Source organism: Nocardioides carbamazepini, assembly GCF_024614185.1.
Classification (GTDB): Bacteria; Actinomycetota; Actinomycetes; order Propionibacteriales; family Nocardioidaceae; genus Nocardioides; species Nocardioides carbamazepini.
In genome coordinates, this window is record NZ_JAHTLF010000008.1 from 155,842 (window position 1) to 168,509 (window position 12,668).

The window sequence follows — 12,668 nt, forward strand, 5'->3', positions numbered from 1 at the left end:
TCAGCTGACAGGCGCGCAGCATGCTGGGCCTCGACAAAGTCGAGAACCTCTCCGGCCGACAAGTCGACCACCGCCCGATCAGTGACCATGCCCCAACCCAACAACAGGGGTACGACACAACCCCGGACGACCTCACACAGGCTTGCCCGGCAGCACCGAGAGCAGCTCGTAGGCGACGTGCGCGGCAGCGATGCCGGTGATCTCGGCATGGTCGTAGGCCGGGGACACCTCCACGATGTCGGCGCCGACCACGTTGAGCCCCTCCAGGCCGCGGAGCACCTCGAGCAGCTGGGCACTGGAGAGACCGCCGGCCTCGGGGGTGCCGGTGCCGGGGGCGAAGGCGGGGTCCAGGACGTCGATGTCGAGCGACACGTAGACCGGGCGGTCGCCGAGGCGCTCGCGCATCCGGTTGATGATGTCGTCGATCGGCGAGCGCACGAAGTCGCGGGCGTGGACGGCGGAGAAGCCGAGCTCCTCGGACTCGTCGAGGTCGAGCTTGCTGTAGAGCGGGCCGCGGAGGCCCACGTGCATCGCATGGGAGAAGTCGACCAGGCCCTCCTCGGAGGCGCGCCGGAACGGCGTTCCGTGCGTGTACGGCGCCCCGAAGTAGGTGTCCCAGGTGTCGAGGTGCGCGTCGAAGTGGAGGACGGCGACCGGCCCGTGCCGCTCGTGCTGGACCCGCAGCAGCGGCAGCGCGATGGTGTGGTCGCCGCCGATGGTGAGCAGGGTGCGGGAGGTGCCGGACAGCTCGCGGGCGCCGCTCTCGACGGCGGCGATCGCCTCGTCGAGGGAGAACGGGTTGACGCCGAGGTCACCGGCGTCGGCGACCTGGGCCCGGACGAACGGCTCGCTGTCCTGCGCCGGGTTGTAGGGCCGCAGCAGCCGCGAGGACTGGCGGATGTGGTTGGGGCCGAAACGCGCGCCGGGTCGGTAGGAGACGCCGCCGTCGAACGGGACGCCCCAGACGAGCGTGTCCGCGTCGCCCACATCGGCCAGCCGTGGCAGCCGGGCGAAAGTGGTGTCCCCCGCGTAGCGCGGGACCTGGGTCGCGTCGACGGGTCCGACGGTCATGCTGCACCTTCCTCCTCGTGAACGGACGCTGCGTCCAGGATCTCACTCGCTCCGCGCTTGCCCGACTCGATCGCCCCGTCGATGAAGGCACGCCAGCGGCTGGCGGTGTGCGAGCCGGTGAAGTGGATCCGGCCCTCGGGGCGGGCCAGGGCCCGCTCGTACTTCGCGAACTGGCCGGCGCGGAAGGTCGCCCAGGTGCCGTAGGAGAACTCGTCGTGCACCCAGTCGTGGGTGGCGGCGTCGACGACGACGGCATCGGGGCAGTACTCCCGCACCGCGCGCTGGACGTCGGACAGGTCGCTCGCGTCGACCCGGTCGTGCTCGGGGGCGAAGCAGACGAGCACGGTGCCCTCGGGCGACTCGTGCATCGCGCCGACGTAGTCGAAGGACGTGCCCCACCCGTAGCCGCTGATGTCGTCGGGCACGTTCCGCGCGAGGGCCCACACCTTCTGACCCTGGCCGGCGTGGTTCTCATGCGAGGCGGCGAGCTTGTCGGCCGGCAGCGCCGGCTCCCAGTCGATGTCCTTGAGTACGCCGATCGGCACGGTCACCAGTACCCGCTCGGCGGTCGCGGTGCCGCCGTCGTAGGTCACCATCACCCCGGCGGGGTCCTGGACGACCCGCCGGACCGGCGACGAGAGCCTCAGCTCGCCGGCGAGGTCGGTGAGGTCCGCGCGGATCGCGTCGGCCAGCGACCTGGTGCCGTCGGTGAACGTGTAGCCCAGCACCGAGGCCTGGACCATGCCCCACAGCGAGTTGTCCATGGAGGCGCACCAGCGGATGATGTCGAGCGCCGAGCCGATCGACTCGTGGGCGTTGGCGCATCCGCAGAACCACGAGATGAGCAGCTCGCGGGCGTTGCCCTTCATGCCGACGTCGTCGGCCCACTGCTCGATCGGCACGTCGAGGTCGGCCAGGTCCTGCTCGGACAGCGGCCGGGTGCAGTCGAGGCGCTCGCCCGCGGCGAGCAGCTGCCGGACGGCGTGCTCGAGCTCGCCGTACTCCGCCGGCGTGCAGGGCAGCAGGGTGTCGAGCACCTTCCCACCCGCGGACCAGGTCATCCGGTCCGGGAGCACCGAGTCCTGGATCGGTACGCCGTAGCGCTCGACCTCGCTCCAGACGTGGGTCTGCTGCGGGACGATCCAGGTGCCGCCCATCTCCAGCCCGATGCCCCCGAGCAGGTCGGTGCGGTACCAGGTGGAGCCGCCGATCCGGTCGCGCGCCTCGAGGACGAGCACGCGCTTGCCCACCTCCCCCAGCTCACGGGCCGCGGTCAGTCCGGAGAAGCCGGCTCCGATCACGATGACGTCGTAGTGCGCTTGGTTCATCAGGTGCTCCTCACGAGGGACAGGGCGGGCCGCCCCGGCCACGGAGCGACGTCTCCCCCACGGCCGGCTCCTCGGCTGGTCGACCGGACGGCTTGCGTACCTCTCCAGGGTGAGCCAGGTCACCACCACCCCGGCAGGGGCGGATCGTCCAATGTCGCCGAGGCACATTGGAGAAACCTCCAACCGGCTTCGGTGAGTCCCGTCCGAGGGAGCGGATCAGCAGGCGAACTGGCGGCGATAGCTCTGCGGACTGACCCCGCGGACCCGGACGAAGTGGTGGCGCAGGGTGGCGGCGTTGCCGAAGCCGACCTCGCCCGCGATCCACTCCACCGGCTGCTCGGTGCGCTCGAGCAGCTCCTCCGCGGCGGCGACCCGCTGCCGGGTGACCCAGTGGTGCGGAGTGGTTCCGGTCTCGTCGCGGAAGCGGCGCGCGAAGGTGCGCGGCGACATCAGGGCGCGCTTGGCGAGCGCCTCGACGGAGTGGTCCTCACCGAGGTTCTCCAGGATCCAGGTGAGCAGCGGGCGCAGCGTGTCGGCGTCGCAGTCGGGGACGGCGCGGGCGATGTACTGTGCCTGCCCTCCGTCGCGGTACGGCGGCACGACAGCGCGGCGTGCGATCACATTGGCCACGGCGGCGCCGTACTCCTGGCGCCAGATGTGCAGCGCCGCGTCGAGTCCGGCCGCGCTGCCGGCACCGGTCACGATCTGCCCGCTGTCGACGTAGAGGACCTCGGGGATCACCTTGGCCTCGGGGAACTGCTGCTGCAGCTGCTCGGTGTACATCCAATGGGTGGTGCACTCGCGCCCGTCGAGCAGTCCGGCCTGCCCCAGGATGAAGGAGCCGCTGCACACCGACATCAGCCGGGCGCCGCGGTCGTGGGCGGCGCGGATCGCGTCGAGGACCGCGTCCGAGGCGGCGGCCTGCTTGATCGCCGGGATGCCCACCAGGTCGGCCTCGGCCACGCGGTCGAGACCGTGGCTCGCCTGCATCGTGAAGCCCATCGAGGTCTGGAGCGGACGGTCGTCCTCGGCGCAGACCGCGAAGTCGATCGCCGGCACGCCGTCGGCGGTCCGGTCGATCCCGAACGCCTCGCAGAGGATCCCCAGCTCGAAGGGGGCGACGCCGTCGAAGGCGATCACGGCCACATTGGTCAGCACCGCACCACCATCGCAGGCGTATGGCAGAGAATCAACGGTTACCGGCCTTTCTGCCACTGGTGGCAGGAATCAGGTGAAGGCAGGATTACTGCCATGACCAGCGCACTGCTCCTCTTCCTTCTGTCCCTCATGCTCCTCTCGGGCCTGTCCGCACTCGTCACCTGGGCGCGTCACGACCGGCTGACCGCCGGCCGCGAGCTCCCCGACGACCGGGCCGCCGCTCACCGCGAGCGCAGGCCGAGTGCCAGCGAGCTCGCCGAGGCCGGCGCGTCCGAGCGCGCGGCCACCACCCGCACCGAGCGCCGCGGCACCGCCCGCGCGCCGCGCCGGGTCACCACCACCTTGACCCGCGCGTCCTGACCCGGAGCCAGTAGCGGCGTGCGCCAGGTGCCGGCCAGCACCGCGGCCGTCACGTCGCGGCCGGCGACGACATAGCGGACCCGGTATGCCGACCCGGCGCGTGATCCGCGCAGCGTGAGCACCGCCGGCCAGGCGCTGGTGTTGGCCAGCCGGAGCACGGCGCGCCGCACGTCGCCGCGCTGCGGGAGGCGCAGCGTCCGGTGCGCCCGCCAGGCCCCGCGCGAGCGCACCGTGACCGCCGGAGCAGCACTGACGACGGCGTAGGAACGCTGGACGGTCGCGGTGTTCCCGGCACCGTCGACCGCGGTCAGCGTCACCGACTGCTCGCCCGGCGCACCGGTCGCCAGGGCCGTGGCCGACAGGGTGCAGGACTGCAACGTCGAGCCGCCCCGGTCCGTGCACCGCACGCGCGGTGCGACGGTCTCCCCCACCTCATAGACGCCCCCGCCGGGAAGGGCGAGCTCGACCACGGGATCGATCCGGTCCGGGACGACGGCCTTCTCGGCTCGGTAGCTCAGCGTGCTCGGCGCCGCGAGCTCCCAGACCACCCGACCGTCCGGGGCGACCTCACTGACCAGTGCGCCCTGGAAGGCAGCCCAGTTGACGAGGGTGTTACCGCCCGCGAGTCGGCGGGCCGATCCGGCGAAGTAGGCGAAGCGCCCCGGCTCGTCCCAGGTGTGCACCAGGGTCGCGGTCAGGGTGGTCTCGTCGAGCTCGTACTCCGTCACCCGGGTCACGGCGCGATCCACCGTCGGGCCCAGGCGGTCCCCCGGATCGAGGCAGTACGACGGCGTGGCTCCGAGCGCGACCGAGCCGTTGTCGAAGACGAGCAGATGCCCGTCGGGCAGCCGGCTCACGGTGTGCTGGGCGCACGGGCCGCCGAGCAGATCGTTGACGAAGGTGAAGTCGTTCCTCCGTCCGCCGAAGCGCCACACGACATCGCCCCGCTGGTAACCGTCGTGGTCCGACCAGGCGATGCGCAGCGCAGCGCTGAGGTGGCGGAAGGACGCGAGCACGTCGCCACCGGGCAGGATCTCGATGGAGTTGATGTGCGCCCAGTCGCTCGCAGCCCCTGCCGTCGTCTCCGCCCGATCGAGGTGATCGCCGCTGTCCCATGTGTAGACCACCTCGCCCGCGGCGTCGACCTCCTGGACCACCGCATCGACGAATCCGGTCCCGGCGTCGGGCTCGTAGGCGAGGAGGAGCCGGCTGCCGTCCGGACGCAGGATCGAGTCGTGGTTGTCGGTGTTCACCAGCCCGACGGTCCGCGAGACCGCCACCTCGCGCAGCTGGGCGTCCAGCTCGACCAGGTCCCAGTCGCTCGCCGGCCCGGGCAGTCGCCGCATCAGGGTGTAGTGCCCGTGCGGGGCGGGCTTGAGGTCGGCGACCGGCTGACCGAAGTCGTGCACGTAGACCGGGACGCCGTTGCGGTCGAGGGCGGCGGCGAAGGTGCCCAGCGTGACCAGGACATGGCCCTCGGTGGTCTCGGGCCCGTCGACGGCCGTGGTGATCTCCGGGAAGCCGCTCGGCAGGTAGACCAACGCGTAGGCGTGGTGGCCCGCCGCGTCGTCCACGGTCACCGACACCTCGTCGCCGGCGGCCAGACCGGTGACCTCGGTCGGTCCGCTCACGACCGCGCCATCCACCCGCACCACGCCCGCCGGGTCGCTGGTCGTGGCGGTGACGGCGACGCGGCCGCCCGTCTGCGCGGTGGTCGCGACGGCGTACCGGCTGACGGCCGGGTCGAACACCGGGCTCAGCGCCACGCCGGCTCCGGACACCGTCAGCGCGACCACCGGCTCCGGCGATCCCGCGGCGCCCGCGGGCGGTGCCGGGGCGAGGACCGTGCCCAGCAGGAGGGCGGGTACGAGAACGGGCAGGAGCAGACGAAGGACGACACCCATGACAAGCCGATCGGCAGCGTGCCGAGCGATCTGAGCGGCGCCGGAGAGCCCGAAGGCCCCGACCTGATGGTCGGGGCCTTCGTGGTGCTGCGGGGACCGGTCGGTCAGTTGCCGCCGCCGGTCAGCTTCTCGCGGAGCGCCTGGAGCGCCTCGTCCGAGGCGAGCGAGCCTCCGCTGGTGTCCTCGGCCGGGGCCGAGGAGTACGAGTTGGCGTCGCCGGCCTCGATCTCGGCCTGCTTGGCGTCGGCCTGCTGCTTGACGTGGGCCTCCCAGCGAGCGTGCGCCTTGGCGTACTGCTCCTCCCACTTCGCACGCTGCTCGTCGAAGCCCTCGAGCCACTCGCCCGTCTCCGGGTCGAAGCCCTCGGGGTAGATGTAGTTGCCCTGGTCGTCGTACGTGGCCTCCATGCCGTACAGCGTCGGGTCGAACTCCTCGACGTCCGCCGCGGCAGCGGTCTCGTTGGCCTGCTTGAGCGACAGCGAGATCCGGCGACGCTCGAGGTCGATGTCGATGATCTTGACCATGACGTCATCGTTGACCTGGACGACCTGCTCCGGGATCTCGACGTGGCGCTCGGCCAGCTCGGAGATGTGGACCAGGCCCTCGATGCCCTCCTCGACTCGCACGAACGAGCCGAAGGGAACCAGCTTGGTGACCTTGCCGGGGACGATCTGACCGATCTGGTGGGTCCGGGCGAAGTGCTGCCACGGGTCCTCCTGGGTCGCCTTCAGCGACAGGGAGACACGCTCGCGCTCCATGTCGACGTCGAGGACCTCGACGGTGACCTCGTCGCCCACGGTGACGACCTCGGACGGGTGGTCGATGTGCTTCCAGGACAGCTCCGAGACGTGGACGAGTCCGTCGACGCCGCCGAGATCGACAAATGCACCGAAGTTGACGATCGAGGACACGACGCCCTTGCGGATCTGGCCCTTCTGGAGCTGGGTGAGGAAGCCGTGGCGCACCTCGGACTGGGTCTGCTCGAGCCAGGCACGGCGCGACAGGACCACGTTGTTGCGGTTCTTGTCGAGCTCGATGATCTTGGCCTCGAGGGTCTGACCGACGTAGGGCTGCAGGTCGCGGACCCGGCGCATCTCGACGAGCGACGCCGGGAGGAAGCCCCGCAGGCCGATGTCGATGATCAGGCCGCCCTTGACGACCTCGATGACGGTGCCCTCGACGACGCCGTCGGCCTCCTTGATCTCCTCGATCGTGCCCCAGGCGCGCTCGTACTGCGCGCGCTTCTTGGACAGGATCAGGCGACCCTCCTTGTCCTCCTTCTGGAGGACCAGGGCCTCGACCTTGTCGCCCACCTGGACGACCTCGGACGGGTCGACGTCGTGCTTGATCGACAGCTCGCGCGAGGGGATGACGCCCTCGGTCTTGTAGCCGATGTCGAGCAGGACCTCGTCACGGTCCACCTTGACGATGGTGCCGTCGACGATGTCGCCGTCATTGAAGTACTTGATGGTCTGGTCGATGGCGGCCAGGAAGTCCGCCTCGGAGCCGATGTCGTTGATCGCGACCTGGGGCGCGTTGTCGTCGTAGTGGCTCGAGAGCGGGGTCGAGAGGGTGCTCGTCATGTAGTCGGTCAGTCCTTGGAGTGGGCAGAAGTAGTCGGAATGGTTCGCATGCGCGACCGCCGGCACGAGGGCAGGTGGAGACACAGACGTTCCAGGGTACGCGCCGCCGCATGCGGGAGTCCAACCGGCGGGCACTATCCTCACAGCGTGCAGGACGTCCAGGACGTTGCGGCGTGGCCGCATCCCCCCGTGACCGCCCATCGTCGCATCGCCGATGAGCAGGAGTCGCGTCGAGCCAACGGTGCCGACTGGGACCGGTACGCCGACGAGTACCAGGCCACCCACGGCGGCTTCCTCGGCGACATCGGCTTCGTGTGGGGGCCCGAGGGACTGACGGAGGCGGCCGCCGGGATCCTCGGCGACGTCCGCGATCGCGCGGTCCTCGAGGTCGGCTCGGGAGCCGGCCAGTGCTCGCGCTGGGTCAGCAGCCAGGGCGGCCGCGCGGTCGGCCTCGACCTGTCCCATCGGCAGCTGCAGCACTCGCGGCGGATCGACGACGCGACCGGCGTCGTGGTCCCCAGCGTGCGGGGCACCGCCACCGCCCTCCCCTTCGCCGCCGCCAGCTTCGACGTCGTCTTCTCCTCCTTCGGGGCGCTGCAGTTCGTGGCCGACATCGACGTCGCGGTGGCCGAGACGGCGCGGGTGCTGCGGCCGGGCGGCCGGTTCGCGTTCTCGATCACCCATCCGACCCGGTGGATGTTCCCCGACGACCCGGGCGAGGAGGGTTTGACCGCCACCCAGTCCTACTGGGACCGCACGCCCTATGTCGAGGTCGACGACGAGACCGGCGCAACGTCGTACGTCGAGCACCACCGCACCCTCGGCGACTGGATCGCCCTGCTCGCCGGCGCGGGCTTCCGGCTCACGACGCTGCTGGAGCCGGAGTGGCCCGAGGGGAACGAGCGGCTGTGGGGCGGCTGGTCCGGCACCCGTGGTCGGCTGACCCCTGGGACCGCGATCTTCGGCGCCGACCTCCTCGCCTGAGTCGTCCATGGTCATTCCGAGCCAGGTCAGGTAGGCCTTAGGTCCTCATTACCCTCCGGATCGGCCCGGCCCCCTCCCCCGGAGCGCCCCCGCGCCTCGATAGTGAGGACTTCGGGAACCGTGCTGAAAGGGAGCACTCATGTCTATGTCTCACGCGCGCCGCAGGATCAGGTCCGCGACGCTGCTCGGAACGTCCATCGCCACGGCTGCGACGTTCATCCTGTCCGTGCCGATGGCCACGCCTGCCCACGCAGACCCACTGCCGGCCACCTTCAGCGGATCGGCGCACGCCGATCTCGTGAACGTGCCCGCCGATCTGCTCGACGTCGACGCCGCCCGGGTGCCCCTCGGCCACTCGGCGACGGCGGTCGACAGCGCGGCACCGTCCGGCAACGTGACCGCGTCGGGAGCGAACCTCGACGCCGACCTGCTCGGCCTGCCGATCACGGTCGACGAGACGTCGGTCGCGGCTCCGCCGTCGGCCACCGCGTCGGGGCCGCTGGACCCGGTCACGGTTCCCGTCCTGGCCAGCCTCGGGCTCATCTCCAGCGACGTCGAAGCCAACTACGTGAGCGCGACGGCGTGCCCACCGGCCGTGGGCAACGAGCGCCTGCTCGGCAGGTCGACCACCTCGCTCGCCTCGGTCGGCCTGCTGGGCGGCGTGGCCCAGGTGGACGCGGTCCAGGCAACCACCACGACCAAGCTGGTCGACGCGAACGCCGACGGCGCCTCCGACATGGTCTCCGAGACCAGCACCTCCGTCGGCGACGTCCGTCTCCTCACCGCGGTCGCCGGCGGCATCACCATCCGGCTCTCCGACGACGTGGTGACGAGAGCCACCTCGGACGGCGCCACCGGCACGGCCAGCGTGGTGACCCCGAACCTCACGGCCGACGTCATCGTCGCCGGCCTCCCGATCGCCGAGGTCACGGCGGGTGGAGGCCTGCTCGACGTACCGATCACGCTCGGACTGGCGAACGTCTCGCTCAAGGTCGGGCTGGCGAACTTCTCCGACACCTCGACCGGAGCCACCGGCAAGGGCGCGCTCGACGCCGTGCTGCGCGTCCAGCTCTCGGCCGACCTGCTCGGCGCCGAGCTCGCCGACCTCGACCTCGCCATCGGCGCCGGCACCGTCGAGGCGACGGCGCCGACCGGCGGCGTCGAGTGCGACGCGCTCGACCCGGTCGCCGCCACGGTGATCAGCACCCCGGCCGACGGGACCACCGTCACCGACGCCACCCCGACCATCAGCGGCACCGCCGAGCCCGACTCCACCATCACCCTCGTCATCGACAGCGGCACCCCCATCACCGTCCCCGTCGACGGCACCGGCAACTGGACCCACACCCCCACCACCGACCTCACCGAGGGCAGCCACACCATCACCGCCGACGGCGACGCCAACGGCACCGGCGTCGACGACACCACCACCTTCACCGTCGACACCGACCTCGATGACGACGGCCTGACCGCCGCCGAGGAGGCCGAGCACAACACCGACCCGAACGACCCCGACACCGACGACGACGCCATCAACGACGGTGACGAGGTCTCGGGCGCCGGCAACGAGTACGACGGCACGGCGACCAGCCCGACCGACGACGACTCCGACGACGACGGCCTGCTGGACGGCGAGGAGAACGACCACTCGACCAACCCCAACGACGCCGACACCGACGGCGGCACCGTCGACGACGGCGACGAGGTCGACGACGGCACCGACCCGCTCGACCCGGCCGACGACGTGATCGATCCGACGACGATCACCTCCCCCGCCGAGGGCGGCACGGTCACCGACGCGACGCCGACGATCTCGGGAACGGCCGAGCCGAACTCGACCGTCGGGGTCAGCATCGACGGCGGAGCCGCGGTCCCCGTCACGGTCGGCCCCGACGGCATGTGGAGCTACACGCCCACCACCGACCTCACCGACGGCAGCCACAGCGTCACGGTCGACGGCGACGCCAACGGCGCCGGCACGGACGACACGGTGACCTTCACCGTCGACACCGAGGCGACCGACACCGACGGCGACGGCATCCCGGACAGCGAGGAGTCGGAGAATGGCACCGACCCGAACAATCCGGACACCGACGGCGACGGGCTGACCGACGGCGCCGAGCAGACGGCGGGCACCGACCCGAACAAGGCGGACACCGACGGTGACGGCCTCCGGGACGGCCAGGAGGTCAACGGCCCGACCGGTTGCGTCACCGTGACCGGCGCCGCGAGCAACACCAACCCGCTGAAGCCCGACACCGACGGCGACGGGCTGACCGACGGCCGCGAGGTCAACGGCATCGAGGTCAAGCAGGTCTACTACACCAACCGCGGCAAGCCGCGGAAGGCGAAGACCATCGGCCTGGTCAAGACCAACCCCTGCGTCCAGGACACCGACGGCGACCGGCTGACCGACTTCCAGGAGGTCACCGGCACCAAGATCGGGCAGAAGATCGTCCGCTCGAAGGCCAACGGCGGGACCTACAAGATCAAGGTCCGGATGACCGACCCGACCCGCGCCGACACCGACCGCGACGGGCTGAGCGACCACCAGGAGGTCACCGGCTCGAAGAACAAGCGGTTCAAGAAGCGCAAGACCGACCCGACCCTCGCCGACACCGACTGGGGCGGCGGCCGCGACGGCCGGGAGATCAAGGGCAAGACCGACCCGAGCCGCCACGGCTGATCCAGCCGACACCGACACAACGGTCCCGCGGGCGCCTGCCCGCGGGACCGTTGTCACTAGGGTGGATGCGTGGACGCGGAGGAGATCGCCAAGTCGGCCGCGCTCGAGCACCGGCACTGGTGGTACGCCGCCCGGCGGGCCCTCGTGCGTCGCACCGTCCGCGACTGGCCGACGGGCCGCGCGATCGACGTCGGATGCGGCATGGGCGGCAACACCGCGGTCCTGCGCGAGCTCGGGTGGCAGGCGGTCGGCATCGAGTACACCGACACCGGCGCCGACATCGCCTCGGCCCGCGGGATCCCCGTGCTCCAGGGCGACGGCCGGCACCTGCCGGTCGCCGACGCCTCGGTCGACCTGGTCATGTCGACCGACGCGTGGGAGCACATCGACGACGACGTGGCCGTCGCGCGCGAGACCGCCCGGGTGCTGCGACCGGGAGGCCGCGCACTGGTGGCGGTCCCGGCGGGCATGGCCCTGTGGAGCGGCCACGACGTCGCGCTGGGACACGTCCGGCGCTACGAGAGGCAGCAGCTTGCCGACCTCGTGACCGGCGCCGGGCTGGTGATCGACGACCTCCGGTCGTGGAATGTCCTGCTCCGGCCCGTGGTCCGCGCCCGCCGACGCAACAAGCACGCCGCCGAGAGCGAGATGGAGCAGGTGCACCCGGTGCTCAACACCGGCCTGCGCACCGCCCTCGCGGTCGAGCGGGCGCTCCCGGTCAAGCGGCTGCCCGGCGTCAGCCTGGTGCTCCTCGCCCACCGGCCTCCCGAGATTCAGGCGAAGCGGTAGATCCGCGGCTCGAGCAGCGCGCCGTCCCCGCGACGCAGGTCGGGCCGCACGACATCGTCGAACGCGATCGGCGTACGGCGGCGCGGCTTGCGGTAGGTGAGCGCCGCCGTCAGGGCGCGCGCCACGATCGCCTCGCCGCCGCGGGTGTGGTGCGCCTCGGCGTTGACCGTGCGCTCCACGAAGTCGGGGTCGTGCCGCCCCTCGGTGCGCACCGGCTGGGTGCCGCTCCAGCGCAGGGCGATGACGTTGTGATGGTGCCGGCTGTCGATCAGCCGCTTCACCGGATCGGCCAGCTCGGAGCGCCGCAGGTACGCCTCTATCTCGGGATCGAAGCTCGCCGCCCGCTTCGCCTCCATCACCAGCGTGGGCGGGTCCGTGGAGCGGTCGAGGCGGCACCACCACAGGTGACTGGGGAAGTCGATGATCTTGGCCGCGGCGGCCTCGGGCACCTCGATGTAGCCGGCCTTCGCGACGCGGGTCAGCTCCCCCACCACGGCGACGGGATCGGTGACGTGCTCGAGGACGTGCGAGCAGATGGCGTAGTCGAAGACCCCGTCGGCGAAGGGCATCGCCGCGGCATCGGCGTCGAACAGCGGCCGGTCGACGCGAGTCCGCCCGGTGCCCGACCGCTGCCCGGCGTACGCGTCGTCCGGGTAGCGGTCGAGCAGTACGTCGGCGCGCCACGACGGCTTGTCGCCGCTGCCGACGTCGAGCACCAGCCCGTCGTCAGGGATCGGAAGTCCGATCCGGCTGTCGTAGAAGGCGCGCAACCGCTCCTTGATCTCCTGCATGCTCCTGATTGTCC

9 protein-coding genes are annotated in these 12,668 nt (G+C 71.4%); 3 read left to right on the forward strand and 6 right to left on the reverse strand.

Going from position 1 to position 12,668, the window contains the following annotated elements; all coding sequences use genetic code 11:
- Positions 1 to 132: 132 nt before the first annotated feature.
- The 5 genes from speB to rpsA form a co-directional block, all read right to left on the reverse strand.
- Positions 133 to 1,071: an agmatinase gene (gene speB / locus KVF89_RS03300; protein WP_257423334.1), complete on the reverse strand. Its 939-nt coding sequence runs from the start codon at positions 1,069 to 1,071 to the stop codon at positions 133 to 135.
- Complete coding sequence (locus KVF89_RS03305; protein WP_257423336.1) at positions 1,068 to 2,399, reverse strand: flavin monoamine oxidase family protein; 1,332 nt, start codon at positions 2,397 to 2,399, stop codon at positions 1,068 to 1,070. The genes speB and KVF89_RS03305 overlap by 4 nt, the downstream gene beginning before the upstream one ends.
- A 216-nt stretch (positions 2,400 to 2,615) precedes the next feature.
- Positions 2,616 to 3,557 (reverse strand): GlxA family transcriptional regulator, encoded by a 942-nt coding sequence (locus tag KVF89_RS03310; RefSeq protein WP_257423337.1) that lies wholly within the window; start codon positions 3,555 to 3,557, stop codon positions 2,616 to 2,618.
- A 221-nt stretch (positions 3,558 to 3,778) separates the two neighbouring features.
- Positions 3,779 to 5,821 (reverse strand): aryl-sulfate sulfotransferase, encoded by a 2,043-nt coding sequence (locus KVF89_RS03315; RefSeq protein WP_257423339.1) that lies wholly within the window; start codon positions 5,819 to 5,821, stop codon positions 3,779 to 3,781.
- Positions 5,822 to 5,925: 104 nt separating this feature from the next.
- On the reverse strand, positions 5,926 to 7,404 hold the full coding sequence (gene rpsA, locus KVF89_RS03320; RefSeq protein WP_257423340.1) for a 30S ribosomal protein S1: 1,479 nt from the start codon (positions 7,402 to 7,404) through the stop codon (positions 5,926 to 5,928).
- Between the two features lie 147 nt (positions 7,405 to 7,551).
- Between rpsA and KVF89_RS03325 the strand changes: the two genes are divergently transcribed.
- From KVF89_RS03325 to KVF89_RS03335, 3 genes are all read left to right on the forward strand, one after another.
- The gene (locus KVF89_RS03325) at positions 7,552 to 8,388 is read left to right on the forward strand and encodes a class I SAM-dependent methyltransferase (protein ID WP_257423343.1); all 837 of its coding nucleotides are present in this window, start codon (positions 7,552 to 7,554) and stop codon (positions 8,386 to 8,388) included.
- Between the two features lie 139 nt (positions 8,389 to 8,527).
- Positions 8,528 to 11,074: an Ig-like domain-containing protein gene (locus tag KVF89_RS03330; protein WP_257423345.1), complete on the forward strand. Its 2,547-nt coding sequence runs from the start codon at positions 8,528 to 8,530 to the stop codon at positions 11,072 to 11,074.
- 69 nt (positions 11,075 to 11,143) lie between these two features.
- Complete coding sequence (locus KVF89_RS03335; protein WP_257423346.1) at positions 11,144 to 11,863, forward strand: class I SAM-dependent methyltransferase; 720 nt, start codon at positions 11,144 to 11,146, stop codon at positions 11,861 to 11,863.
- Here the strand turns inward: KVF89_RS03335 and KVF89_RS03340 are convergent.
- Entirely contained in the window at positions 11,848 to 12,654 is an 807-nt protein-coding gene (locus KVF89_RS03340; RefSeq protein ID WP_257423348.1) for a class I SAM-dependent methyltransferase, read from the reverse strand. The genes KVF89_RS03335 and KVF89_RS03340 overlap by 16 nt on opposite strands.
- Between the last annotated feature and the right edge of the window lie 14 nt (positions 12,655 to 12,668).

Coding starts and splice junctions, on each gene's coding strand:
- KVF89_RS03315 (WP_257423339.1), bottom strand. CDS start 5,821: ATGGGTGTCGTCCTTCGTCTGCTCCTGCCCGTTCTCGTACCCGCCCTC.
- KVF89_RS03340 (WP_257423348.1), bottom strand. CDS start 12,654: ATGCAGGAGATCAAGGAGCGGTTGCGCGCCTTCTACGACAGCCGGATC.
- speB (WP_257423334.1), bottom strand. CDS start 1,071: ATGACCGTCGGACCCGTCGACGCGACCCAGGTCCCGCGCTACGCGGGG.
- KVF89_RS03330 (WP_257423345.1), top strand. CDS start 8,528: ATGTCTATGTCTCACGCGCGCCGCAGGATCAGGTCCGCGACGCTGCTC.
- KVF89_RS03305 (WP_257423336.1), bottom strand. CDS start 2,399: ATGAACCAAGCGCACTACGACGTCATCGTGATCGGAGCCGGCTTCTCC.
- rpsA (WP_257423340.1), bottom strand. CDS start 7,404: ATGACGAGCACCCTCTCGACCCCGCTCTCGAGCCACTACGACGACAAC.